19 protein-coding genes are annotated in these 24,870 nt (G+C 58.3%); 11 read left to right on the top strand and 8 right to left on the bottom strand.

Annotated features, from left to right (window positions below; translation table 11 throughout):
• Window positions 1-10 precede the first annotated feature (10 nt).
• Genes QMZ18_RS34155 through QMZ18_RS34145 form a run of 3 tightly spaced genes read left to right on the top strand, consistent with a single transcriptional unit; the run spans window position 11 to window position 3,879 of the window.
• Window positions 11-313 carry a sarcosine oxidase subunit delta gene (locus QMZ18_RS34155; protein ID WP_282610927.1) on the top strand — a complete coding sequence of 101 codons (303 nt, stop codon included), beginning with the start codon at window positions 11-13 and terminating at the stop codon, window positions 311-313.
• On the top strand, window positions 310-3,306 hold the full coding sequence (locus QMZ18_RS34150) for a sarcosine oxidase subunit alpha (RefSeq protein ID WP_282610926.1): 2,997 nt from the start codon (window positions 310-312) through the stop codon (window positions 3,304-3,306). The genes QMZ18_RS34155 and QMZ18_RS34150 overlap by 4 nt, the downstream gene beginning before the upstream one ends.
• A 15-nt stretch (window positions 3,307-3,321) precedes the next feature.
• Entirely contained in the window at window positions 3,322-3,879 is a 558-nt protein-coding gene (locus QMZ18_RS34145; protein ID WP_282610925.1) for a sarcosine oxidase subunit gamma, read from the top strand.
• 13 nt (window positions 3,880-3,892) lie between these two features.
• Here QMZ18_RS34145 and QMZ18_RS34140 read toward each other — a convergent pair whose 3' ends face one another.
• Genes QMZ18_RS34140 through QMZ18_RS34130 form a run of 3 tightly spaced genes read right to left on the bottom strand, consistent with a single transcriptional unit; the run spans window position 3,893 to window position 7,605 of the window.
• Window positions 3,893-4,255 (bottom strand): phosphomannose isomerase type II C-terminal cupin domain, encoded by a 363-nt coding sequence (locus QMZ18_RS34140; RefSeq protein WP_282610924.1) that lies wholly within the window; start codon window positions 4,253-4,255, stop codon window positions 3,893-3,895.
• A gap of 15 nt (window positions 4,256-4,270) precedes the next feature.
• Window positions 4,271-6,850, bottom strand: coding sequence for an ATP-binding protein (locus tag QMZ18_RS34135; RefSeq protein WP_282610923.1), 2,580 nt, complete (start codon window positions 6,848-6,850; stop codon window positions 4,271-4,273).
• Window positions 6,847-7,605, bottom strand: coding sequence for a response regulator (locus tag QMZ18_RS34130; protein ID WP_282610922.1), 759 nt, complete (start codon window positions 7,603-7,605; stop codon window positions 6,847-6,849). Before QMZ18_RS34130 ends, QMZ18_RS34135 begins: the two co-directional genes overlap by 4 nt.
• 286 nt (window positions 7,606-7,891) lie before the next feature.
• Here QMZ18_RS34130 and QMZ18_RS34125 point away from each other — a divergent pair, with 286 nt between their 5' ends.
• From QMZ18_RS34125 to QMZ18_RS34110, 4 genes are all read left to right on the top strand, one after another.
• Window positions 7,892-8,911: an ABC transporter substrate-binding protein gene (locus QMZ18_RS34125; protein ID WP_282610921.1), complete on the top strand. Its 1,020-nt coding sequence runs from the start codon at window positions 7,892-7,894 to the stop codon at window positions 8,909-8,911.
• 134 nt (window positions 8,912-9,045) lie between these two features.
• Entirely contained in the window at window positions 9,046-11,226 is a 2,181-nt protein-coding gene (locus QMZ18_RS34120) for an iron ABC transporter permease (RefSeq protein ID WP_282610920.1), read from the top strand.
• A gap of 33 nt (window positions 11,227-11,259) precedes the next feature.
• Window positions 11,260-12,324: an ABC transporter ATP-binding protein gene (locus QMZ18_RS34115; RefSeq protein ID WP_282610919.1), complete on the top strand. Its 1,065-nt coding sequence runs from the start codon at window positions 11,260-11,262 to the stop codon at window positions 12,322-12,324.
• A 288-nt stretch (window positions 12,325-12,612) separates the two neighbouring features.
• A complete protein-coding gene (locus QMZ18_RS34110) occupies window positions 12,613-13,479 on the top strand; it encodes a CoA ester lyase (RefSeq protein ID WP_282610918.1) in 867 nt (288 codons plus the stop codon).
• A 39-nt stretch (window positions 13,480-13,518) separates the two neighbouring features.
• Here QMZ18_RS34110 and QMZ18_RS34105 read toward each other — a convergent pair whose 3' ends face one another.
• From QMZ18_RS34105 to QMZ18_RS34090, 4 genes are read right to left on the bottom strand one after another with little or no spacing between them, the layout of a single operon-like run.
• Window positions 13,519-14,865, bottom strand: a complete 1,347-nt coding sequence (locus tag QMZ18_RS34105; protein WP_282610917.1) for an MmgE/PrpD family protein — start codon at window positions 14,863-14,865, stop codon at window positions 13,519-13,521.
• Window positions 14,866-14,890: 25 nt separating this feature from the next.
• Complete coding sequence (locus QMZ18_RS34100) at window positions 14,891-16,048, bottom strand: acyl-CoA dehydrogenase family protein (protein ID WP_282610916.1); 1,158 nt, start codon at window positions 16,046-16,048, stop codon at window positions 14,891-14,893.
• A gap of 37 nt (window positions 16,049-16,085) precedes the next feature.
• Window positions 16,086-17,561 carry an aldehyde dehydrogenase gene (locus tag QMZ18_RS34095; protein ID WP_282610915.1) on the bottom strand — a complete coding sequence of 492 codons (1,476 nt, stop codon included), beginning with the start codon at window positions 17,559-17,561 and terminating at the stop codon, window positions 16,086-16,088.
• Window positions 17,562-17,584: 23 nt separating this feature from the next.
• Window positions 17,585-18,709, bottom strand: a complete 1,125-nt coding sequence (locus tag QMZ18_RS34090; protein ID WP_282610914.1) for a CaiB/BaiF CoA-transferase family protein — start codon at window positions 18,707-18,709, stop codon at window positions 17,585-17,587.
• A gap of 153 nt (window positions 18,710-18,862) precedes the next feature.
• Here QMZ18_RS34090 and QMZ18_RS34085 point away from each other — a divergent pair, with 153 nt between their 5' ends.
• The 4 genes from QMZ18_RS34085 (at window position 18,863) to QMZ18_RS34070 (ending at window position 22,758) form a co-directional block, all read left to right on the top strand.
• Window positions 18,863-19,807 (top strand): LysR family transcriptional regulator, encoded by a 945-nt coding sequence (locus tag QMZ18_RS34085; RefSeq protein WP_282610913.1) that lies wholly within the window; start codon window positions 18,863-18,865, stop codon window positions 19,805-19,807.
• Window positions 19,808-19,928: 121 nt separating this feature from the next.
• Window positions 19,929-20,726, top strand: coding sequence for an enoyl-CoA hydratase-related protein (locus QMZ18_RS34080; protein WP_282610912.1), 798 nt, complete (start codon window positions 19,929-19,931; stop codon window positions 20,724-20,726).
• Window positions 20,727-20,735: 9 nt separating this feature from the next.
• Window positions 20,736-21,668, top strand: a complete 933-nt coding sequence (locus tag QMZ18_RS34075; RefSeq protein WP_282610911.1) for a hydroxymethylglutaryl-CoA lyase — start codon at window positions 20,736-20,738, stop codon at window positions 21,666-21,668.
• Between the two features lie 25 nt (window positions 21,669-21,693).
• Window positions 21,694-22,758, top strand: a complete 1,065-nt coding sequence (locus tag QMZ18_RS34070; protein WP_282610910.1) for an alcohol dehydrogenase — start codon at window positions 21,694-21,696, stop codon at window positions 22,756-22,758.
• Here the strand turns inward: QMZ18_RS34070 and QMZ18_RS34065 are convergent.
• Entirely contained in the window at window positions 22,727-24,868 is a 2,142-nt protein-coding gene (locus QMZ18_RS34065; RefSeq protein ID WP_282610987.1) for an ABC transporter ATP-binding protein, read from the bottom strand. The genes QMZ18_RS34070 and QMZ18_RS34065 overlap by 32 nt on opposite strands.
• Between the last annotated feature and the right edge of the window lie 2 nt (window positions 24,869-24,870).

Genomic DNA, 24,870 nt, shown 5'->3' with positions numbered 1-24,870 from the left:
AGACTGACAGATGTTGTTGATCCATTGCCCTTATTGCGACGAGACGCTGCCGGAACTTGAGTTTGCTTATGCCGGTGAAGCTCATATCGACCGGCCCGAGGATCCCTCGGCGATGACGGACGAAGAGTGGCGCGATTTTTTGTTCATCCGCAACAATAAGCGCGGCACGCACTTCGAACGCTGGCGCCACATCAATGGCTGTGCGCGGTTTTTCAATGCCGTCCGGGACACCGTCAGCGACAAGTTCCTGACCACTTACAAGGCGGGCACGCCGCGCCCGTCCGACGCCGAGCTTGAGGAGTTGGGCAAGTGACCGCCTTTCGAATTCCCGGCAAGGGCCGCGTGAACCACGATACAGCCGTCCGCTTTCGCTTCGACGGCAAAAGCTACGGCGGCGTTGAAGGCGATACCGTTGCCTCCGCACTGCTCGCCAACGGCGTTCATCTTATGGGGCGGTCCTTCAAGTATCACCGCCCGCGTGGTCCGGTAACCGCCGGGTCGGAGGAGCCAAACGCCCTGATCGGCACCTCGCGCGGCAAAGGCCGCTTCGAGCCCAACACACGCGCCACCGTGCAGGAGATTTACGACGGGCTGAAAGCGGAGAGTCAGAACAAGTGGCCGTCTCTTAACTTCGATATCGGCGCGGTCAACGACCGGCTCTACATGCTGTTCTCGGCGGGTTTCTACTACAAGACCTTCATGTGGCCGAAGAGCTTCTGGGACAGGGTCTATGAACCCGTGATCCGGGCTGCCGCCGGTTTGGGAGTCTCGCCGTCCGAACCCGATCCCGACTCCTATGCGTCCAGGTATCTGCATTGCGATGTGCTGATCGTCGGCGCCGGGCCAGCAGGTCTCGCCGCCGCTTTGACTGCCGGTCGTAGCGGTTCCGATGTGGTGATCGTCGACGAGCATACGGAGATGGGCGGGACGTTGCTGTCCGAGGACCAGGTCCAGATCGCGGGACAGTCCGCATGGGATTGGTTGTCTGCTACGCTCGACGAACTCAAAGGTATGAACAATGTCCGCCTGATGACGCGCACGACGGCCATCGGCTATTACCATCAAAACATGGTGGCGCTGTCGCAGAAGCTGACCGACCACCTGGCAGCGGTGCCGGGGAATGCCCCGCGCGAACGGATGTGGCGTGTGCGGGCGAATCAGGTCGTTTTGGCCCAGGGCGCGATCGAGCGACCTCTGGTATTTGACGGCAATGACCGGCCCGGAGTCATGTTCGCCGGCGCGGCACAGACCTACTTGAACCGCTATGGAGTCAAAGTCGGCGAGCGGGCGGTGATCGTCACTTCTCATGACAGTGCCTGGTATTGTGCCTTCGATCTTGCCGATGCCGGTGTTGCCGTCGCGGCCATCGCGGACACGCGTGATGAGATCGCGCCGGAATTTGCACAGATGGCTGCCGACAAAGGCATCGAGGTCCTTAAGGGGCATACGGTGTCCTCGACCACGGGGCGTTTGCGGGTCAAGTCGGTCCTTGTCAATCCGGTCAGGAACGGCAAGGTCGGTGCGTCCCGGACGATCGATTGCGACGCGCTGTTGATGTGCGGTGGCTGGACTCCGTCGCTGCATCTTTTCTCCCATACCAAAGGCTCGCTGAATTGGGATAGTGAGGCCGAGGTCTTTCTGCCTGGTGACAAGACCGAGGCTTGCCACATCGCGGGGGCGGGTCGTGGTCTTTGGGGTATCGCGCGGGCGCTTGAAGATGGCGCTAACGCTGGGAGCGAAGCCGCTATAGCTGCGGGATACGCGACGGAAGTCGGCCTCTATCCCGTAGAGGCTGATCGCACAGGCGGGGGTGTTACGCATAAGGAGCTTCCGAGCGACCGTGATGCCGGAAAGGCCAAGGCGTTTATCGACTTCCAGAACGATGTGACCGCCAAGGACATACGTCTGGCCGTGCGCGAGGGCATGCGCTCCATCGAGCATGTCAAACGCTACACGACCAATGGCATGGCGACCGATCAGGGCAAGTTATCAAATATGAACGGCCTGACAATCGCCGCAGACGCCGTGGGCAAGGAAGCGCCAAAGGTCGGCCTGACCACCTTCCGTCCACCCTATACACCGACGAGCTTCGGCACCTTCGCGGGGTATCACAAGGACGCGCATTTTGAGTTGACCCGCAAGACCCCTATCGATGGCTGGGCTGAGGAGAACGAGGCCGCGTTTGAGCCGGTCTCGCTTTGGCGCCGTGCGTGGTACTTCCCGCTGTCCGGCGAAGACATGCACAGGGCGGTCGCCCGTGAGTGCAAGGCCACGCGTCAGTCACTCGGCATGTTCGACGCTTCGACTCTTGGCAAAATCGAAGTTTCCGGTCCCGATGCGGTCGAATTCATGAACCGCATGTACACCAACCCCTGGACGAAGCTTGCAGCGGGTCGGTGCCGCTATGGTCTGCTTCTGGGTGAGGATGGCTACATTCGCGACGACGGTGTCATTGGGCGCCTGTCACAGGACAAGTTCCACGTCACGACGACGACGGGTGGCGCGGCGCGTGTCTTGAATATGATGGAAGACTACCTACAGACCGAATGGCCTGATCTGAAGGTCTGGCTGACTTCGACGACAGAGCAATGGGCCACCATTGCCTTGAACGGCCCCAACGCGCGCAAATTGATCGAGCCCTTCGTCGAGGGCCAAGATCTGTCCGAAGAAGCCTTTCCGCATATGTCGGTCAGCGAGTGCAAGGTCGCCGGCATTCCTGCGCGGCTGTTCCGTATCAGCTTCACCGGCGAGCTCGGTTTCGAAATCAATGTGCCGGCCCGCTACGGACGCGAGCTGTGGGAAAAGCTCTATGAGGCCGGTCAGCAATATGACGTCTGCCCTTATGGAACCGAAACGATGCATGTGCTGAGGGCGGAGAAGGGGTACATCATTGTCGGACAGGATACCGACGGTACGGTGACACCTGACGACGCCGGCATCGGGTGGGCCGTGGGCAAGAAAAAACCCGATTTCGTCGGCATGCGTTCACTCAAGCGTCCGGATCTGGTCGCTGAAGGCCGTAAACAGCTTGTTGGGCTCCTGACCGACGATCCGAAAACGTTGCTTGAGGAGGGCGCACAGATCGTTGCCGACCCGAAACAGCCGATACCGATGAAGATGATTGGTCACGTCACCTCATCCTATTGGAGCGAAGCTCTCGGACGTACGATTGCGCTGGCGGTTGTCGAAGGCGGCCGCAGCCGAATGGGCGAAAGTCTTCACATTCCCATGCCTGACAGAGTTCTGTCGGCAAAGGTCACTGAAACCGTTTTTTACGATCCCGAAGGCGAACGCCTGAAGGCCTGATGCGGAAGTCCAGAGATGAACGTTCAGAATCCGATCCAGTTCGAACCGATTACAGCCGCACACAGCGGCCCGGTCGAGCTGACCATCCTACCTGAAGCCACGCGCTTCAATCTGCGGATCGATCCGGCCGGTCTTGCTGCGGCATCGACGGCGTTTGGTGTGGATCTGCCCGAGCGCATTGGCGGGTGGGCGGAAAGCGCCACACGCTCCGCAATTTGTCTTGGCCCCGATGAATGGGTTTTGCTGGCCGAGGAGACGGATCGGCAGGCGATCGAAGCCAGCTTCGCGGGAATCTATTCCGATGTGCCACACAGTCTGACAGATATCAGCGACCGGGAAATCGCGATTGAGATCACAGGGGATCGCGCCGCCGAACTGCTTACGGTTGCCTGTCCGCGAAACCTCGACGCCATTGCGCCGGGTAGCGGCGTGCGCACGCTTTTCGACTCTGCGCAGGTCGTACTTTACCGCGACACCAGTGACAAGTTCCGCATCGAGGTTTGGCGTTCTTTCTTCCCTCATGTCTGGGAGTTGCTGATCATCGCGAATAAGGAACTCGCCTCCGGCCTTTAACGGTCTGGTCCGGTCAGCGGGCGTAGTCGTCTTCGAGACGGACAATATCGTCCTCTTCCAAGCGATCACCGAACTGGACCTCGACGAATAGCAGAGGTCTGTCGCCCGTGTTTGCAATGCGGTGTTTCGTCTCTTTCGGGACGTAGACGTGACTGCCGCGCTCAACATTGATGATGTCGCCGCCGATCGTCACGGCACCCCGGCCGGCGACGACCACCCAGTGTTCCGACCGATGATTATGGTATTGCAGTGACAGCCTTTCGCCAGGGTTCACCTCAATGTGTTTCAGCGTATAGGTCTTACCGCTCTCCACGACACGCCAGGTACCCCAGGGGCGCGTGTCGCTTTGGCCGTCTCGGTAGGTGGACTCATTCATTCTGTTGTTCCCTGACTATGGTTGGTCCTTGCCTTCGTGGAAGGGCTGGCGGGTCAGTGCTGTCGAGAGTGTTTCGAAGCTGACCGGCTTTGGAATGCAGGTCAGTCGGTCGCTGAATTCCAGTGCGAGCGGATGGCGCCGGGGAAGCCTGCCGGAAGCGATTATCACGTGCATGCCTTTTCGTTCTCTAAGCACGCGCTCAGCAAGTGACCATCCGGTATTTCCATCATCGAGTTGGAGATCTGTGATCAGCGCGTCGAAGCCCTGGTGTTCTTCTAAGGCATGACAGGCTGAGGCGTAGGTCCGGGCTTCGACAACACTCAGACCCAATTCCTGCAGCTGCGTAGACGCATGGGTCAGTGCGTCAGCTTCGTCCTCGACCAGCAGCACTTTTTTGATCGGCGTATGGGTGCTGGAAGATCCGACCGCTGTGTCCGCTTGCAACGGCAGAATCAGACGAACGGCTGTTCCCTTACCGACCTCGCTTTCGATCTGAATATCGCCACCGGTTTGTTTGATGAAGCCGTAAACCATCGACAGTCCAAGCCCTGTGCCCTGGCCATCACTGCGTGCTGAAAAGAAAGGCTCCAGGGCGTGCGTAATGGTGTCTTCATCCATCCCTGCTCCAGTGTCCTTGACCTCGATAGCGGCAGTGCTGTCGGACAGCGCAAAGATCGAAATTCGGATTTCGCCATGGCCTTCAATGGCCTGATTGCTGTTCAGGCAGAGGTTCAGAATGGCGCTTTCCAATTGCCCGGGATCCACCCGGACGAACAGCTCACGCGGAGCAAAAGCCGTTTCAAGCGCTACGCTGTGTTTCAGGCCGATGCCGACAAGATCGGTCAAGCCTTCCACGAGTGTGTTTAACTCGGTGATCTCGGGCTCAAGGCGTTGCTTTCGGGCGAAAGCAAGGAGGCGCTGGGTTAGGGATATACCGATTTCGACGGCATTGGAGATGCGTTGCACCAACGCATTGGGGGTTTGATCCGGCTTGGTGTTCTCCATCAAATGCAGATTGCTGGAGATGGTCGAAAGGATGTTTCCGAAGTCATGGGCAACCTCTCCGGTGACCTTGCCAAGACTCTCGATCCGCTGGATCTGCCGAAGCCGTTCGTCAATTTTCCGGCGTTCCGTGGCATCGGAGAAAAGCCAGATTCCGCCGCCGTCGGGCAAGCGGCTGCAACGGATCTCAAGATACTGTCCGCTTGCACTATGGATCTCTGCAAAGCCATTGAAATCCGCGTCAAGGCCCGTTTCTTTTGCTTCGGCGGCATAGCTGCTCTTGGCGAGCGCGTCGGAAACACTGGATTTTAGCGCCATCGACTCATCGTCGAGCTTAAGGACGCGTGCAAAATTCGGGTTTGCCGCGGTCAGCTGTCCCGCGTCGTTTGTGATCGCAATACCATCGGTGATATTGGCAAAGATCTTTTCGAACAAAGCGTTCTTCTGGTGCAGTTGTCGATTGGTCCGGTCAAGCCGGAGTGCGTTTGCCCGGAAGACTCGGAACGAGTGCAGAAGCTTGCCGATTTCATCGTTGGCAGTAGGCTTTTTCTTGAGGTGCGTTTCCCGGTCGCCGCCGGCGAGGCGCATCATCGCATCCGATATCGCCTTGATGTTGCCGGTGACATAGCCCGATACAAAGATCGAGGAAATCAGAGCGAGGACGACACTTGCGATCACGGCGGCCAGAACCACGACCTTCGCGAACTTGATCGAGGTCGTTGTTTTGGATCTTTCACGGGACAGGAACTCTTCGGCGCTGGCGGCAAACTTCGCTGCAAGCTCTCCAATCGTGCTGGCATTATAGCGAATGCGAAACAGAGCGTTCTGACTGGCACGATTGTAAGACAGTTCGCGTCGGCGAACGTAGAAGATACCGCTAGGACCTGCCGCCATTTTGTCCAAATTTTCGACGATTCCCCAATGCGGTCCCTCTGCGGCATAGTCTTCGAATCTTGCCCGTTCCGCCTGATACTTTCTACGATGCTCTCCAACGCCAAGCAGGTTTCCCGCCTTTCCCGCACCGACGAGTTCTTTCACGATGACCTGAAGCGATAACCAGGCGCGCCTTTCGGCAGCGCTGCCCTCGGGATTTATCGACCCGCGATAGATGGCATTCTCAAGATCCGAAAGACGGGCATTGAGCGCGATTGTTTGATCCCTTTCGGAGCTCAGTTGCCCGGCGGCCTCCACCAGGTCGGCGACGGCCGTTTTCATCTCCAGCACGGCAATCGCGATTTCCTCTTCATAGGCGTAGACGGTGGTTCGGCTTCGAAACTCGTCCGTCGGCCAGTCATCGGCCACAGCTTCAAGCGCCTGCAGCAGCTTCCTGCCTTCTCTGCGAATCAGATAGGGCGATTTGAGGTTCAGCAAAAACGGTGCGGATGTCGCAAGGTCGGAAGACTGCTTGGAGAGTTTGAGCGAGCGGGCTACTTCCCCAAGTGTCTGGCTATGCAGTTCTTCCAGGCTTGTATCGGCGCGGTCCAGCGCATACCAGGCAATGCCCCCAACGAACAGTGTGGAAGCCGCCAAAAGTGCAAGCGCAATCCATAGGCGCTGTCTGATATCCGGTTTCGGGACGGAGGGTATTTTCATTCCCGCGTATGACCCGGATGATCGACAAAAATGTATCCCTGGCCTCTGCGGGTCTGAAGGTGCACGGGCTTCGAAGGCACGCTCTCGATTTTTCGCCGTAATCGCAGGATCAGCACGTCGATGGTTCTATCGACATACTGTGAGAGATCGTTTCCGAGTTCACTCAGCATTTCTGCGCGCGGAATGACGCGGTTGGGATTGCGGAGAAAAAACTCAAGCAGGCGATACTCGGCGTTGGTCAGGGGGATCTCTTCGCCCGCCGTGTTGAGGAGTTCCCGTTTCGACCGGTCGAGAAGCTTGTCGCCGAACCGCAGTGCATCGGACGCCGGCGCCTGGGGAGATGAACCGCCGCTGTGCAGGACGCCGCACCGCCTCAGGACGGCGCGGATGCGCGCTATCAATTCGCGGGGATTGAAGGGCTTTGTCAGATAATCGTCAGCGCCGGTTTCCAGGCCTACGATCTTGTCGACTTCATCTCCGACCCCGGTAAGCATCACGATTGGTATGTCATGCTGCTCCCTGACATTGATGGCAAGGGACAGTCCGGATTCTCCGTTCAGTTTAAGATCGATCAGGACCAGATCAATATTTGGGGGTGTGCCGAGATCAAAGTAATCCTTGCTCCCGGCGAGCGGAACCGCGTCGAACCCGTTCTCATGCAGCAGGGCCTCCAGAGTAAAGCGGACGTCGGGATCGTCATCGACGATCGCCACCCTGGGCCGCTTTTCAGCGGGCGTCCGCGCAGAACTTTGCATTGTCTCTTTCCCGTATCGGGGTAAACCCCCGGAACTGCTGCCCTATGCTCTGGTCATTCAGACTTGCACAAACCAACTATACAAATCTTCCTGTTTTTGATTTGTTTTCTCTCCAAGGTTTGAAACATTTGTAACATTGTTAATCTGTCGGCTTCTGTTCTGTAGGATTGTTAATTGGGCCGTACTCGCGATTGACGGTCTCCAACTCTTACCATTGGAACGGTCGCAGAACACTTCGCCAAGCTCGGTGAATGTGATTTGCGAGCCAAACCTTTGGGAGGAAAATATGAAGAAAATCTCGTTAATTAGCGCAATCGCATTCGCAGCCGCTTTTTCAGCCGGGCAGGCATTCGCCGACGATCTGAATGTTGTTTGCAGCAACGAACAGGACTGGTGCGACCTTATGGTCAACGCCTTTGAAGGGGAAACGGGGATCGACGTCTCCATGGTCCGGAAGAGCACCGGCGAGACTCTCGCGCAGATCCGGGCAGAGGCGGGCAATCCAAAAATCGACGTCTGGTGGGGCGGCACGGGGGATCCGCATCTGATCGCGGCTGCCGAGAACCTTACCCAGCCATCCGGTGCAGACACCTCGGAACTGCTTGGCTGGTCCATCAACATGGCGGAGATTTCCGGCGGGAAAACAGTCGGCATCCATGCCGGTGCACTGGGGATCGCCTACAATGCCGACGTCCTGGCCGAAAAAGGCCTTCAGCCGCCGGTCTGCTGGAAAGATCTGACAGATCCGTCCTACAGCGGCGAAATCCAGGTTGCCAATCCCAACAGTTCCGGCACCGCTTACACCGAACTCGCGACCTTCGTGCAGCTTTTTGGTGAAGACGAGGCCTTTCGTCTCCTCGCGGAAATCGGCAGAAACGTCAATCAGTACACAAAATCCGGTTCGGCGCCGAGCAAAGCGGCAGCCCGGGGAGAGACGACGATCTCCATCGGCTTCATGCATGACATGGTAAAACTGGCGAAGGCCGGTTTTCCCCTGAAAATCGTGTCGCCCTGCGAAGGTACGGGGTATGAAGTCGGCGGTGTCAGCGTCATCAGCGGCGCCAGGAATGTGGATGCCGCAAAGAAATGGGTGCAATTCGTGCTGAGCGCAAAGGCGCAATCTCGCGGGCCTGAGGTCGGTACCTACAACGTGCCGTCGAACAGCAACGCGACCGTGCCGCCCGAATCTCCCGATCTCGCATCAATCAAGCTGATTGACTATGACTTCGCCACTTACGGTGCGTCCGAAACGCGCGCGCGCCTGTTGTCCCGCTGGGACGAACAGGTCAAACCGGTAGGCCGGTAGCGGGCCGCAGACCTCATAGCCGGAGCGCGAGGGACCGTTTTCCCGGACGCGCTCCGGCAGAGGGCGGGGCAGAGGACGGAGCGGGGGTGTCGACCCGTCAACCCAACCCGCCATATCAAGCAAGGACGAAGAAGATGACACGCACAACCGGCCTCTGGCTGATTGTGGGGATGGCTGGTTTTTGCCTGCTGCCCTGGTATGCAGTGGATAGTGGCTTTTGGTCATTCCTCTGGTTGAACAATTTACGCGCCGAAGAGAACGCACCCGGCGCCATTCTATTGCTGCTGTTCGACCGCATGTGGCTCTCGCCTACTCTCGGCGCTCTGATAGTGAGCGCTGCCGCGAACGTCATGATTGCCAATTCCGTGATCCGCGCACGGACCCTTGTCGGCACAGCCGCAGCGGGTCTTCTTCTGACGGCGCTTCAGGGATTGATCATTGTACGCGACGGTCCGGTTCTGCTCCCCGGCCTGCTTTCCTCGGTCGCCGGAACAGAAGGTCAGACGGGCTTCGGTGCCGGCGCGGCCGTCTCAGTTCTGGCGCTGCTGTTTGTGCTGACGACAAGCATTTCCGCTCTCGGAAAGGGGAGAGGCGACGCGTTCGTAATCGGACTGATTGGTCTGATCGTCACACTGGTTGGCGTTTTCGTCTTCTTCCCCGTTGCTCATATCTTGGTTCGCGCCTTCGAACTCTCCGATGGCTCCTACGCATTGAGCGGATTTTTGCCGCGGTTTCTTGCCTCGGACATCTGGGGATTGGGATGTCTGATCGGCCGTGGATATTGCGGGCCCGCCGTCAATTCCGTGTTCCTGGCTGTTATGACGGGGGCGGGAACCACTCTTCTGGGACTTGCCTTCGCCCTCATCTTTACGCGGACGCAATTCAAAGCCAAGCCACTGCTTCGGATCCTGACCGTACTTCCGATCATCACGCCGCCCTTTGTCATCGGCTTGGCCCTGATCCTTTTGTTCGGCCGCACAGGGGTTGCGACTGAGATCTTTGCGAACCTCTTCGGTGTGGAAAAAACACGTTGGCTCTACGGCTTTGGCGGCATCTATCTGGCGCAGCTGCTTTCCTTCACGCCGATCGCCTTTCTGGTGTTGATCGGCGTGGTCGAAGGGGTGAGTCCGTCCATGGAAGAAGCCTCGCAAACCCTGGACGCCGACCGCTGGCAAACCTTTCGCTACGTATCTCTGCCTCTCATGCGTCCGGGACTGGCAAACGCCTTCCTGCTGGGCTTTATCGAAAGCCTGGCCGATTTCGGAAACCCACTTGTGCTGGGCGGCAACTTCAACGTGCTTTCAACCGAGATTTACTTCGCGATTGTCGGGGCGGTTGCCGATCCGGCAAAGGCGGCCATTCTAGCGATCGCGCTACTTACTCTAACTCTTGGCGCCTTCCTGATTCAGCGCCGATGGGTCGGTACGGGATCTTATGCGACCGTTACCGGCAAAGCCGATTCGGGCAGGCATGCGGCGCTCAACCGCACGGTCAGGTTCGCCTGCTACGCTACGGCTCTGCCGTGGGCGGCCTTTACAGCCATTGTCTACAGTATGATCGTCTTCGGCAGTTTCGTGAAGCTCTGGGGCTACGATCACAGCTTTACCCTGGACCATTATCTGCGGGCCTTTGCTATCGATTTCTCGCGCGGCATTCGTTGGAGCGGCGTTGCCTGGGACAGTTATTTCACAACCCTCACCATTGCATCGATTGCGGCCCCCTTAACGGCTCTTGTGGGGCTGTCCACGGCCTATCTTCTCGTCAGACAGAAGTTCGCCGGAAAAAACATATTTGAATTCAGCACTATGCTGAGTTTTGCGATCCCAGGCACGGTGATCGGTGTCAGCTATGTCATGGCCTTCAACTTCCCGCCGATCGAACTCACAGGCACAAGCATTATCCTGATCATTGTGTTCGTCTTCAGAAACATGCCGGTGGGGGTGCGTGGCGGTATAGCCGCCATGTCGCAGCTCGACAGGAGCCTGGACGAGGCCTCCATCACGCTGGGAGCAAACAGTTTCACGACGGTTCGCCGTGTCATCGCGCCCTTGCTGGGCCCGGCCTTGATGGCTGCGCTGACCTACAGCTTCGTGCGGGCTATTACCTCGGTCAGTGCCGTCATCTTCCTGGTCAGCGCCAAACACAACATGGCGACCTCCTTTATCGTGGGCCGCGTGGAAAACGGCGAGTTTGGGCTGGCGATTGCCTACTCAGCAGTTTTGATCGTCACCATGCTCACGGCCATCCTCTTGCTTCAGCTGGCGATTGGAAAACGGCGGTTACGCCGTGCGGACCGGGTGGAACAGATCGCCTGAGCGGGAATCCAAGACATAATTCGGAGACGAAGAATGAGTAACAGCATACCAGGTTCCGTCCGCTTTGACGGTGTTGTAAAGAAGTTTGGGGCGGTCACCGCACTCAAGAAACTCTCGCTGGCCATCGAACCAGGACAACTGGTCACTCTGTTGGGTCCCAGCGGCTGCGGAAAGACCACGACCCTGCGCCTTATTGCCGGGCTGGAGACTGCGTCTGAAGGGAGCATCTTCATCGGTGGTGAAGACGTAACCCGTCTTTCGGCGACGTATCGAAAGGTATCGATGGTGTTCCAGTCTTATGCGCTCTTCCCGCATATGACAGTGTTGGAAAATGTTGCTTATGGACTGACCGTAAAGTCGGTTCCTAAAAAGGAAGCGCAGGAAAGGGCAGAAGAAGGCTTGTCGTTGGTCGGACTGTCGGATTTCGGCGGTCGCATTCCGAGCGAACTGTCAGGCGGGCAGCAGCAGCGGGTTGCCGTTGCGCGCGCAATCGTCTTGGAGCCTGAAGTCCTGCTGCTCGACGAGCCTTTGTCCAATCTCGACGCAAAACTGCGCCGGCACGTTCGCGAAGAGATCAGGCAAATCCAGCAAACTCTGGGCCTGACCGCCGTCTATGTCACGCACGACCAGGAGGAAGCCATGGCGGTTTCCGACAGAATTATTGTCATGCGCAACGCTGAAATCGCCCAGGAAGGATCGCCGCACGATCTCTATGAGCGCCCCAACTCCTCCTTCATCGCGGATTTCATCGGCGACGCAAACCTGATCGATTGTGAGGTGCTGTCGTTAAATGGCAGTGCCACCAGAATTGAGGTTGTTTCAAAATGCATAGAGCTACCTATTCAGCCCGGCCAAACAGGTGCCGCGAAAATGGTGCTCCGGCCCCATCAGATCCGGCTGTCGCGCGACAAAAGCCAAGGTGAATTCGAGGGAAACATCACCTACGCGGCCTACCTTGGGAATCAAATCCACTATTCCCTGGACGGGGAACTAGGCCAGCTCTTTGCAATCAGCGATGCGACCCTGGACCCCCTATCGGTTGGAGAAAACGTATCCATCAACTTTGATCCGCAGAAGCTGCGGCTGGTCGCAAATTAGGGGGCCGCGGCTCAGTAACCATGACCTGCAAAATTGGTCGCGACTGTTAGACGACCGCTAACCGCAACGGAGGTGGGATAAATCGGCACCCCGTGACAGTCACTATCGAAATTTGCTATGGCATTCCCACAGACATTCTATTGGCATCCAAGCTTTCGGCTATCGACACTTCTGCTCGTTGGATTGGCGAGCAGACCAGTGCTGGAAAGGCGAGTGCCTTGTCAGAGTTGCTGGTGGCAAATTGGTTGATGCGGACAACGGGCAGGTTGCGAACCTGATGGAAAAGAAATGACAACGAACGAAGGGCGTCTGGTCAGGCCGCGCCGCAGCTTCATCTTCTCTCCCGGACTCAAGCCCGAGATGTTTCCAAAGGCCCTGGCGTCGGGCGCCGACATTGTCTGTGTCGAACTCGAAGACGGCATTGCACCGAAAGATAAAGATGAAGCGCGAAAACATGCGCTGGCGCTGTTTGAGGTTCCCCAAGCCGACGATGGGGTCGAACGGATTGTGCGCATTAACTGTCTCCGCGAGGCTTTCGGTCTTTTGGATGTGCAGGCCATTCTGGCGGCTGACAGTCCCCCGCCGGCCCTGATGCTGCCAAAGGTCCGGACACCCGACGAAGTTATCTGGCTGGATGATCTGCTGACCGAGCGAGGCCATTCCTGCCGTTTGCATGTTATCATCGAAACCAACGCGGGATTGGAAGCTGCCTTCGAAATCGCCCATTGCAGCGCCCGCATCGATGCCCTGTTCTTCGGAGGCGTGGATATGGCGGCTGAGCTACGCTGCCGGAACGCCTGGGAACCCTTGCTTTACGCCCGATCGCGGGTGGTCCACGCGGCTGCGGCGGCCGGAATGGACGTTATCGATGTGCCCTTCCTCGACCTTGAGGACCTTGAGGGCTTGGAGGCAAGTGCGATCCTGGCGCGCGACCTGGGTTTCAGCGGCAAGGGTTCGATCCATCCCAAGCAAATCCCAATCATCAACAGTGTGTTTTCGCCGAGCGAGGAGGCGGTCGCCAATGCCCGCCGCATCATCGAGGCTTTCGAAGAGGCTGACACGGGGCTGGTGGTCATAGATGGGAAGCTGATCGAAAAGCCGGTCCTGCGCGACATGCACCGCATCGTGGCCATCGCGGACCGCGTTTCGTCCTGATTGATCGCTAACGGATCGAATTCTGCCGCTTCTACTCTCTCATGTCCTCCTGATCCACTCTTCCAGCAAACCGTTTGAGCCATTGATCTCGTCCCAGAGCGCGTCGGCAGACTGACGGCCAAGCAGCGACGCCGCCTTATCGCGGACTCGCGTTTCCCGCACTGCATTCGAACGCGGTGCTGCTAGATCGTGATACCCATTGATTGCCCCGTCCGAGAGATGTTCTAAGCCGACCGTCGCGGCCGTCTCGGTCATATCGGCATCCGTCGTGACAGTAACCCGGTCACGCAGGACCGTAAGTTCTCGATCCCGGCAATTAGCGTCGGAAAATGTCGTGAGCGCTGCCGTATCATGACCGGCCAATACCAAGGCGGCCGTCAACCGGTAGCTGAACTTTGCCTGCAGCGCGGTTTGCGGCTCGCTGATGTTGCAGACTTTCAGATAACGAGGATGCACAGTGATGGTGACCGACGCGATGTCGTTAGCGTCGAGACGATGGCTGTCACGCAGTTCGATCAAGGCTTCGAGTGCGGCGTGCGTTCCATGACAGCAAGCGTGGAACTTGTGCTGCACGTCCTCAAAGACGAAATGCTGACCGAGGCCATCGAGAATCAGGGAAGGATCGCTTGCTACTCCTGCATGGGTTTCGGCAAAACCCTGGGCGCATTCCAAACCGTCCGGACGGGCGACGAAACCCCTAGCGGCAAGAAGCGCGGCTTCGACGCCGTTGGAGGCCGCCATTCCGGCGTGGTAGGGCTTACCCATGGTCCCGAACTGGGCTTTCAGGCCCGACGCCCGGGTGGCGGCCAGTCCAAGAGCATATCCGGTCATTTCTTTGTCGAGCTTCAGCAGCCGGGCGGCCGCCATTGCGGCGCCGAAGCTGCCGGCTGTCGCAGTTTGGTGAAAACCGATTTGGTAGTGCCGGCGGCCGAGCCAGGCGCCAACGCGGCAGGCAACTTCAAACCCGATCAAGGCCGCGTCGAGGAAATCCTTCGGGTTGACTCGATTCTTTTCCGCCACGGCGAGGGCGGCCGGCAGGACAGCCGCACTCGGGTGTCCAAGATAGAGGAAGTGGGTATCGTCGTAATCGAGTGCGTGGGAAATTGCGCCGTTGGCCAGCGCCGCCGCGCGCGCGGGCAGCTTGACGGGGTGACCAAAGACGCTCGCATCTGGTCTGCCGTCTTCCTCAGCCACCAACTCGCGCACAATCCGGCTGACCGGTTCGTTACGGCCGGCAATTGCCACCGCCATCCAATCGAGCAGTGAGAGGCGCGCAATACGACGCGCGCTTTCGGGAATGTCGTTGCTATGCATTCCAGCAACAAACCCGGTAATCGCTTCGGTTACGCCCGGCAGTTCAATAAGCTGCGCTTTACTTGTGGTCATGAAGCAGGCTTGCTGGCCTCCTCGCTCAGTAGGATCGCGGCATGTCGAGAACATGCTCCGCGACGTAACTCAGGATCAGGTTGGTCGATATCGGCGCGACCTGATACAGACGCGCTTCGCGGTACTTGCGTTCCACATCGTATTCCTCCGCGAACCCAAATCCGCCATGGGTTTGAAGGCAGGCCTCGGCTGCGGCCCAGGAAGCATCGGCAGCAAGCAGTTTTGCAAGGTTTGCTTCTTCTCCGGGATTTTTTCCCTCATCGTAGAGTTTAACGGTCTCGCGCAACATCAATTCAGCGGCGCGCATCTGGGAATAGGCGCGTGCAATCGGAAACTGAATTCCCTGGTTCTGACCGATGGGCCGGCCGAACACCGAACGTTCCTTCGAATAGCCGGCGGCCTTGTCGATAAACCATTTGGCGTCGCCGACACATTCTGCGGAAACCAAAATGCGTTCGGCGTTCATGCCCGAGAGAATATGGCGAAAACCTTTACCTTCCTCGCCGATCAAGTTCGCCCTGGGGACGGGCATGTTGTCGAAGAAGATCTCGGTTGTGGCATGGTTCATCATGGTACGGATCGGACGAATGGTCAGTGATTCGCCGCGTGCTTCGCGCATATCCACCAACAGAACCGAGAGGCCGTCTGTTCTCTTCGCGACCTGGTCCCGGGGCGTCGTGCGGCAGAGCAGCAGCATCAGGTCCGAGTATTCGGCCCGGGAGGTCCAGATTTTCTGGCCGTTGACGATGTAGTTAGCGCCTTCCAGCCGCGCGGTCGTGCGCAACGCTGTGGTGTCCGTGCCGCTGGTCGGTTCGGTCACGCCAAAGGCCTGGAGGCGCATGTTGCCCTCTGCGATAGCCGGTAGGTATTTCTGTTTTTGCGCCTCAGAGCCGTGCCGCAGAAGCGTGCCCATGGTGTACATCTGTGCGTGGCAGGCCGCGGCATTGCAGCCTGCCCGGTGAATCTCTTCCAGAATTGCGGCGCCGGCCGAGATCGGCAGCCCGGAACCGCCGTAATTTTCTGGGATCAGAGCACCGAGATAACCTGCCTCCGTCAAGGCCTCGACGAAACCCTTTGGATAAGCCTGCTCCCGATCGCATTTCCGCCAATACTCGCTGGGAAAATCTCCGCAAAGGCGCGTAACGCCTTCGCGAATGTCCTGATGATCCAGTTCGTAGCTCATGAGGTTCTCGATCTCTGCCGGCGGAGACTTAGCCGGTTCAGCGCATGATGAACGGATTGGTTACGCTGGTCTCCTGGGCGATCCAGACGGATTTGACCTGCATATATTCCTTAATGGCGTCGAGGCCGCTTTCGCGCCCGATACCGCTGCGCTTGAAGCCGCCAAAGGGAGAGGCGAAACTGACCGCGCGATAGGTGTTGATCCAGACGGTGCCGACACGAAGTTTCTCCGACATCCGGATCGCGCGGCCGATGTCCTGGGTCCAGACTCCGGCGGCAAGACCGAAGTCGACGTCGTTACCGATGGCGATGGCATCTTCTTCTCCATCGAAGGGGATCACCGCGAGCACCGGGCCGAAGACTTCTTCCTGGGCAATCCTCATGGCGTTGTTTACGCCGGTGAAGATCGTTGGTTCTACGAACTGCCCGCCTTGCGCGCCAGGTCCGGAATAGCTGTGGCCGCCCAGGACGCAATTTGCGCCTTCCTGTTTCGCGATCTCGATGTAGTCGAGCACCTTGCGGTACTGCGGGGGTGTGGTCACGGGCCCGACATGCGTGTCGGGCGACATGGGGTCGCCAATCGTTGCTGTCTTCGCCACCTCAACCAGCCGCTCGACGAAACGGTCATGGATCGAACGCTGCAGCAGGAGGCGCGAACCCGCAATGCAGGTCTGCCCTGTGGCCGCGAAGATGCCGGAGATAGCTCCCATGACAGCCGCTTCGATATCGGCGTCCTCAAAGACGATGTTGGGTGACTTTCCGCCGAGCTCCAACGAAATGTGCTTCAGCGTCTTTGCTGCTGATTCGTAGATCTTCTGCCCGGAAAGGTCGGAGCCCGTGAAAGCGATCTTGGATACGTCCTTGTGAGCCACCAGGGCAGCGCCGACGTCGACACCGAATCCGGACACCGTGTTTACGACGCCGTCCGGGAAGCCGGCTTCCTGGAACAGCTTCATGAATTCCAGCGTCGAGGCGGAGGTAAACTCCGACGGCTTAATCACTGCTGTGTTCCCTGCGGCAAGCGCCGCTGCAAGTTTCCAGGCCAGGAGCAGCAGGGGAGAATTCCAGGGTGTGATCATGCCGATGACGCCCAGGGGCTCATAACGAGTGAAATTAAAGATGCCCGGCTTGTCCGTCGGAATGACTGCCCCCTCAACCTTGTCGGCCAAGCCCCCGTAGTAGCGATACCATTCGGCCATGTACTTCGTCTGGCCCGACATCTCCGCGATCAGCTTGCCGTTATCGCGGACCTCGATTTCGGCGAGATGTGCGGCGTCACGTTCAATCAGATCCGCCAGCTTATATAAAAGGCGCCCGCGTTGGGTCGGCTTCATGTCCGCCCAACCGTTTTCAAAGGCTGCCTTGGCTGCGGAAACGGCCGTTTCGACATCGGCAGGGCTCCCATGGGCTATCTTCGCCCAGGCTTCTCCCGTGTAAGGATTGGCGGTATCGAACCATTCGCCTGAGGAAGGTTCGACCCAAGTGCCGTTAATGTAGTGCTGATAGTTCTGCATGCTGTTCTCTTTCAATCCTGCCGTTAGCTGCCGAATTCCTGCCGGATTGACGATCCATGTTGGTTGAGCACGGGAACTTCGGTTGCCCGGGCGCCATCGATCTGAACCGGCAGATCGGCGACTGTAACCTCTGCGCCGCCAAATTGGATCTGAAGATTTCGTAGAAACGTGTGTTGGGTGAGATCCTCCACGCTGCTGAGCCGGGCACAGGCAATGCGGGCAGCGCCGAGAACGGCCATTAACTCGTCTCGGTCTTTCTCTTGGAATACCGCTTCGATGGCTTCGTCAACCGCACTGCGGTTGGCTACGCGATCGGGATTATTTGCATATTTTGGATCGAGGCACAGATCGGGTCGTTCGAGCACCTTGTCGCAAAAGTTCCGCCATTCACGATTGTTCTGAATGGCGATCATGATCTTGCTGCCGTCCGAAGTGCTATAGGCGCCATAAGGAACGATAAGAGCGTGGCTAAGGCCGGTGCGCGCAGGAGCACCGCTGAGGTAGCGGTGCCCCAGCAACGGCATATTCATCCAGTCCGCCATGACGTCGAACATGGAAATTGAGAGATCGATCCCAACACCGGTTCGTCCGCGTTGGATCAGGGCGCGTAGAACGGCAGAGTAAGCTGTCAGTCCGGTCGCGATATCGCAGATCGATATCCCGACACGGGCCGGCATCTCGGGAGTTCCCGTGACGGCGCAGAGGCCGCTTTCGGCCTGAACCAGAAGGTCGTAGGCTTTTTTCTCCAGGGCCTCGCCGTCGTGGCCGTAACCGGTGATTTCGCAGGTGATCAGCCTCGGATTATCACGGCGCAGCTCGGTTCCAGTAAACCCACGTTTTGCCAGCGAGCCAGGCGCGAGGTTGTGAAGGAATACATCAGCCCTTTGCAGCATGTTTTGCAGGAGGGCCGCATCACTCGGTTCATCGAGGTTAACGCAGACGGATTCCTTTCCGCGGTTGATCCAGGCGAAGAACACACCTTGACCATCGGCACCCTTGTCGTAAGCACGCGCAAAATCGCCTTCGGGCCGCTCGACCTTGATCACACGGGCGCCGGAATCCGCCAGCAGGAGGCCGCAGTACGGCGCCGACACTGCCTGTTCGACGGACACGACCATCACGCCTTCGAGTTCGTTGTTTAGCCCCATAAGTGTCGCAATCCCATAGCTTGTCGGACTATCCGAAGTCTCGCCCATCCTGAGGCCAGCTTAACCAGTCTAAGACCAGCCTCGGAGATTGACAGAGATGCAAAAACTATAATGCTTATATAACTGCTATAACATTTTGCGAAGGAAGACCCGGTGGATCTCAAACAGTTGAAGACCTTCATCTGCGTTGCCGAGGCAGGGTCGCTGAGCCGGGCTTCTGATCGACTGCGCATTGCTCAACCCGCACTTTCCCGTCAGATCAAACTCCTTGAACATGAATTGGGTGTTGCCCTGTTCGACCGTCATGTCCGCGGCATGGACCTGACCGAACCGGGGAAAGAACTCCTCGCGAGGGTCTCGGGGCTCGTCCGGCAGCTCGAGCAATCAGTGCACGATATCCAATCCATGCATGCAGAGGTGAAGGGACATGTCGCCCTGGGTCTGATGCCGACGGTTACCTCGGTACTCGCGGTGCGGTTGGTGGAGCGTGTTGCCCGAGACCTACCTGGCGTGACGCTTCGCCTTACCGAGGGCTACTCGGGTTATCTTATCGAATGGCTTCAGCGCGGCGACATTGATCTCACCTTTCTTTACGGTCCGTCAGGTGATTTCCATCTGCGTACCAAAGAGCTTCTTTACGAGGATATCGGGATCATCAGTCCGCCCGGTTCGCTTCCTGGTGCCGGTGCGACCCTTCGTTTCGAGGAAGCCGCGGCGCTGCCACTCGCGTTACCGAGCCGGCCACACGGTATTCGGGTCGTGGTTGATGCTGCGGCGGAATCGGCAGGTGTCACCCTCAACGTAGCGTTCGACGGTGATTCCTTCAGGGTTCTGAAATCATTGGTCGCACGTGGCATGTACCATGCCTTCGTGCCGCTTTCTGCTGTTACCGAAGACGTCAAGGATGGTGCTGTCGAAGCCCGTACCTTGGAATCGCCACAGGTGCGCAGACAGCTCATTTTGGGGATGCCGGCGGATCGGTCGAACACACGGGCAACAGAATCCGTTATTGCCATTCTTACCAGCGAAATCGCATCGATGATCAGATGCGGTGAGTGGATCGCGCAACCGGGTTCGGATCTGCAGGGTCTTATGTGATGGACGATATCGAATTCCGGTATGGTGTCGGCAAAAATATTCTATTTGTATTATGGGGTGCTACTCCTGAGACTTTACGTTGCCTCAGGCGTTCGTGGATTGCGATCAGATGGAAGGTATTATGGCGAGCGAAGACTATTCGACTCTTCTTTTGGAGGCTCGAGAGCCTCACCTGTTGGTCGTAACGCTCAACCGGCCAGAATCCGCAAACGCGATCAACACCCAGATGGGACTGGATCTGGTTCAACTGTTCGAAAAGCTTGCGCTGGATCCCGGTGACACCCGTTGCGCGGTTCTGACAGGCGCCGGTTCGAAGGCTTTTTGCGCCGGTGGCGATTTGAAAGAGCGCAAGGACATGAGCGATGAAGACTGGCGCGGGCAGCACCTGGTTTTCGAGCGGATGATCCGGGCGATTTTGGGCTGTCCCCTACCAATTATCGGTGCGGTCAATGGCGCAGCCTACGGCGGTGGGTGTGAAATCGCCGCTGCTGTGGATTTTCTCTATGCTGCGGAGAGGGCTCGTTTTGCCTTGACCGAGACCACACTCGGCATCATCCCCGGCGCGGGCGGTACGCAAAATCTTGCACGGGCTGTTGGAGAAAAACGCGCGAAGGAACTTATTTTTTCTGGAAAACCTTTTACCGCTGCGCAGGCTTTGGACTGGGGCTTGGTCAACGCGATTTTTTCCCAGGATCGGCTTCTTGACGAAACAGTTGAGACCGCAGCGAACATCGCCGGCAATGCGCCGGTTGCCGTCCGGCAGGCAAAACTGGCGATCCATCGCGGGCTGCAGATGTCGCTTGCAGATGGCCTCGCGTTCGAGATCGAAGCATACAATCGTACAGTGGTGACTGAAGACAGGCGAGAAGGCGTGATGGCGTTCAATGAAAAACGCAAAGCGCAGTTTCGGGGCCGTTGAGGGAAGGCGATGACGGATCAGGTCACTGTCCGGGAAGTGGGGCTGCGCGACGGGCTTCAACTTATTCAGCAGATTGTGCCGGCGAATAACAAACTTGACTGGTGCCGGGATCAGGTGGCTGCCGGCTTTACCGAGATCGAGGTCACCTCGTTCGTTCCGCCGTCGGTCATCCCGCAATTTGCCGATGCCGCGGAAGTTCTGGAGGGCGCTAAGGCGATCGCCGGACTGCGGGCTGCGGTTTTGGTTCTCAACCTAAAGGGAGCTTTACGGGCGTTCGATCAAGGTGCGGAAAAGATCGTTTTCGTGCTCTCCGCCAGCGCGGCGCATAATCTGGCCAATGTCCGCCGTCCAATCAAAGATTCCGTCACGGCCTTTCGCGAACTTGTGGCCGAGCGCGATCGGCGCGGTTTGAAGGGCACAGTGGAGATTTCAGGCGCAATCGCGACGGCGTTCGGATGCACCATTCAGGGCGAAGTATCCGAGCGCCAGGTCTTCGAGCTGGTTGAGCAGCTTGCGGAGGCGGGTGCGGACGAACTGAACATTGCGGATACGGTAGGTTACGCCGATCCGGCGCAGGTGCGGCGGATTTATGGTCAGGTCGCGGGTATGGTAGGTAAGATACCGCTCGCGGCGCATTTCCACGACACGCGGGGCATGGGGCTCGCCAATGTTGTCATGGCGTTGGAAGCCGGTGTCCGGCGCTTTGACGCATCTCTTGGTGGATTGGGCGGCTGTCCATTTGCGCCGGGCGCCTCAGGCAACATAGCGACCGAAGACTGCGTTTATCTGCTGGAGAGCATGGGGCTGGCGACCGGAATCGATTTCAATCGCCTTTTGACTTTGCGCGAAAAACTCGATGCGTGGTTACCGGACGAACAGCTCTACGGCCGTTTGTCCAAAGCCCGTCCAAGCAAGATCTTCGATCCGGTAACGATACTATAAGCAACTTCGAGTCAGGGAGATACGAGTGGCGACCTACAGAAGCTATGATCTGGTCGAATTTGGTAAACCGCTAAAGGCTCGCGAGAGAGAGGTGCCGTCACCGGAGGGGACTCAGGTGCTGCTCCGGGTCCGCCGTTCAGGTGTTTGTCATTCCGATCTGCATATTGCGGAGGGCTTTTTCGACCTGGGTGAGGAAGGCCAGTTCCGAATGGCGGACCGCGGCATGCGTCTTCCCGTGACCATGGGACACGAAATCGTGGGCGAAGTCTTGGCTGTCGGGCCGGAGGCCGGTGATCTCGCGCTCGGAAAGATGATGCTCGTCTTCCCCTGGATCGGCTGTGGTGAATGCCGGGCCTGCAAGGAAGACCGGGAAAACGACTGCATGGAGATGCGGATCATTGGTCTGGTTCGCGACGGAGGTTACGCAACCCATGTTCTGGTCGATCATCCGAAGTTCCTGATCGATGTGGAGGGTTTGAATCCTGACACTGTCGCCCCCCACGCCTGCTCAGGCCTCACGGTTTATAATGCACTCAAGAAGATCGGGCCGGTGAACGACGGTGAATGGCTGTCGGTCATGGGGGCCGGTGGTCTCGGCCTCAATGCTATCGCGATCGCCCGCGCTATGGGACATGAGCGGATAATTTCGGTCGACATCGATCCGTTGAAACTGCAGGCGGCGGCATCTATGGGGGCGCAGGCGGTGCTGGACGGTAGCCGTGACGATGCATTGGAGGAATTGCGCAGGATCACAGATAACCAGCTTTTGGCAGTCCTCGATACCGTTGGGGCTCCGTCGACCTCGCGTCTTGCGGTGCATGCGCTGGTGAAGACCGGACGTTATGTGGTGGTCGGTCTCTACGGGGGAGATTTCCGGATGCCGCTGCCGTGGCTGCCGCAAAAGGCGTTGACCGTGCGCGGTTGCCATGTCGGCAGCAGTGGTGAATTGAGGGAGCTCATCGCGTTGGTTCGCTCAGGTCGGGTCCAGGAGATTCCCGTCACCTCCCGCGCGCTTTCCGAGGTCAACGAAACCCTCAGCGACTTGAAAGCCGGGAAGATTACAGGCCGGGTTGTGTTAACCGCGGACTAGTGGCGTCGCCTTGGGCGTGGTCCTGCGATTGCAGAGCCAACAATTCCTCCCTGGGAATGTGACAGCGAATCGCATGCCCTTTGTCATCCGACTGAAGGGGCGGGGTCGTGCTGTCGCAGATGGCACCCAGGCGTCTTGGACAGCGCCGCTGAAAGGAGCATCCATTGGCGACGGGCGAAAGCTCGACCACGTCTTCGGCGGTCAGGACGGGTGCTGTATCCGGGTCTGGTTCCAGAACCGCGCCCAAGAGGACTTCGGTATAGGGGTGCGACGGCAATGCGTAGACTCTCTCAGCCGGACCAATCTCGCACAGCCGGCCCTGATAAAGAACGGCAACCCGGTCGGCCAGCGCGCGGACCACTGCGAGATCGTGCGAGACGAAAAGGTAAGTCGTGCCCTGATCTTCCTGAAGCTGTTTTAAGAGTTCGAGAACAGCAGCCTGCACCGAGACGTCGAGCGCCGATGTGACCTCGTCGCATAAAACCAGTTCAGGATCCGCTGCGAAGGCTCGGGCCACTGCAACCCGTTGTTTTTCACCGCCGGAAAGCTGGCTGGGCAACCGCTCTAGATAGTGTGCGCCCAATCGGACACGCTCGAGAAGTTCTTCACTGCGGGCACGCAGATCGTCTCCGGTTAAACCGAAGTAGAGCCGGAGCGGCTGTGCCAGGATTTCCGCAATGGTATGGCGAGGGTTAAGCGAATCATCCGGATTCTGGAAAATCAACTGAATCCGCCTGAGCTGGTCGTTGCTCCGTTTATCGACATTGCTGTGCAGCGCCTCGTTGCTTCCAAAAGTGATCTTGCCGTTTTTGGTGGGAAGCAAACCCGCTATCGCTTTGAGGATCGTCGATTTGCCGCTCCCGGATTCGCCGATCAGCCCGATCGTCTCTCCTTTTCGGATCGCGATGGAAATATTGTCTACGGTAGGAGTCGCATTTGACTGCCGTCCCAGAATCTGGTCCAGCAGGCCGGGGCGCGCGTAGCTGATGGCGACGTCGTCCAGGTCGAGGACAGACGGGGTGCGGTCGGGGATTGATGTGCGTTCTGCCGTCGCGCTCGCGGGCATCGCCAGATGCGCGACCTCTTCCTGCAGGTGACAGCGCACTGTCTGGCCGCCCTGGGCTTTCTGCAGCAACGGTTGTTCTGCTCTGCAGCGCGCTTCCGCCAGAGCGCATCTATCGGCAAAGGCACAGCCGGCCCCCGTGCCGCCCGGTGAGGGTGGACGGCCGTCCATGGCGACCGGCAGGCGTGCGTCTGCGAGCTTGGGGATCGAGGCAAGCAGGCCGCGGGCATAGGGATGTACGGGCGTTCTCAAGACCTGGCGGGAGTTGCCTTCCAGAACGATTTCGCCCGCATACATCACTACGATCCTGTCGCTGACCCTGGCAATGGCACCGAGATCATGGCTGACATAGACCATCGCTGTTCCAGTGTTGGCCGCGAGATCGCGCAACAGTTCGAGAACATGTGCCTGCGTTGTGACATCGAGGCCGGTTGTGGGTTCATCCAGCAGTAAGGCATCGGGTTCTCCTGCCAGTGCCATGGCAATCGCGACCCGCTGTTGCTGTCCTCCGGAGAGTTCATGGGGATAGCGCTCTACCAGCTGTTCAGGGTCGGGGAGGCGCACTTGGGACAGGAGCTCAATCACGCGTGCCGGACAGTCGGCTTCCTCGATCCGGCTGTGCAGTTTCAGGGCCTCACCGATTTGCGCCCCAATCCGCAGGGTCGGTGTCAACGACTGTCCGGCATTCTGGGGGATTAATGCCAGTTCACCGCCGCGAATCTGCTCCAATTCCTGGGTACTCAGTTCGAAGGTATTGCGATCGCGGAAGGAAGTAGCGCCATTAAGGACACGCAGACCGCCTTTGAGGTAGCCCATCATCGCCAGCGCAAGGGTGCTCTTGCCTGAGCCGCTTTCGCCGACGAGACCGACGGTTTCGCCTTCGTTGATCGTCAGATCGATATTGCGCAGGATCGGAAGTGTCGCGCCCGACCGGCTGGTAAAACCAATGCTCAGATCCTCGATTTCGATCAAAGGCGCAGGCGATACAGGCGCAGTCGTTACAGGCGCAGTCATTGTGGTCCCGGTCGTTCTCGTCGCGGTCGTCATTG

The organism is Pelagibius sp. Alg239-R121, assembly GCF_947331435.1.
GTDB lineage: Bacteria > Pseudomonadota > Alphaproteobacteria > Kiloniellales > Kiloniellaceae > Denitrobaculum.
Note: the sequence above shows the minus strand (reverse complement) of the source record. Positions and strands in the feature narration are given on the sequence as shown.

What these genes read in the sequence shown, in the direction of transcription:
- QMZ18_RS34090 (WP_282610914.1), bottom strand. Translation starts at nt 18,709, where the DNA reads ATGGGGCTAAACAACGAACTCGAAGGCGTGATGGTCGTGTCCGTCGAA.
- QMZ18_RS34145 (WP_282610925.1), top strand. Translation starts at nt 3,322, where the DNA reads ATGAACGTTCAGAATCCGATCCAGTTCGAACCGATTACAGCCGCACAC.
- QMZ18_RS34100 (WP_282610916.1), bottom strand. Translation starts at nt 16,048, where the DNA reads ATGAGCTACGAACTGGATCATCAGGACATTCGCGAAGGCGTTACGCGC.
- QMZ18_RS34115 (WP_282610919.1), top strand. Translation starts at nt 11,260, where the DNA reads ATGAGTAACAGCATACCAGGTTCCGTCCGCTTTGACGGTGTTGTAAAG.
- QMZ18_RS34095 (WP_282610915.1), bottom strand. Translation starts at nt 17,561, where the DNA reads ATGCAGAACTATCAGCACTACATTAACGGCACTTGGGTCGAACCTTCC.
- QMZ18_RS34075 (WP_282610911.1), top strand. Translation starts at nt 20,736, where the DNA reads ATGACGGATCAGGTCACTGTCCGGGAAGTGGGGCTGCGCGACGGGCTT.
- QMZ18_RS34065 (WP_282610987.1), bottom strand. Translation starts at nt 24,868, where the DNA reads ATGACGACCGCGACGAGAACGACCGGGACCACAATGACTGCGCCTGTA.
- QMZ18_RS34080 (WP_282610912.1), top strand. Translation starts at nt 19,929, where the DNA reads ATGGCGAGCGAAGACTATTCGACTCTTCTTTTGGAGGCTCGAGAGCCT.
- QMZ18_RS34155 (WP_282610927.1), top strand. Translation starts at nt 11, where the DNA reads ATGTTGTTGATCCATTGCCCTTATTGCGACGAGACGCTGCCGGAACTT.
- QMZ18_RS34110 (WP_282610918.1), top strand. Translation starts at nt 12,613, where the DNA reads ATGACAACGAACGAAGGGCGTCTGGTCAGGCCGCGCCGCAGCTTCATC.
- QMZ18_RS34135 (WP_282610923.1), bottom strand. Translation starts at nt 6,850, where the DNA reads ATGAAAATACCCTCCGTCCCGAAACCGGATATCAGACAGCGCCTATGG.
- QMZ18_RS34130 (WP_282610922.1), bottom strand. Translation starts at nt 7,605, where the DNA reads ATGCAAAGTTCTGCGCGGACGCCCGCTGAAAAGCGGCCCAGGGTGGCG.
- QMZ18_RS34120 (WP_282610920.1), top strand. Translation starts at nt 9,046, where the DNA reads ATGACACGCACAACCGGCCTCTGGCTGATTGTGGGGATGGCTGGTTTT.
- QMZ18_RS34140 (WP_282610924.1), bottom strand. Translation starts at nt 4,255, where the DNA reads ATGAATGAGTCCACCTACCGAGACGGCCAAAGCGACACGCGCCCCTGG.
- QMZ18_RS34105 (WP_282610917.1), bottom strand. Translation starts at nt 14,865, where the DNA reads ATGACCACAAGTAAAGCGCAGCTTATTGAACTGCCGGGCGTAACCGAA.
- QMZ18_RS34125 (WP_282610921.1), top strand. Translation starts at nt 7,892, where the DNA reads ATGAAGAAAATCTCGTTAATTAGCGCAATCGCATTCGCAGCCGCTTTT.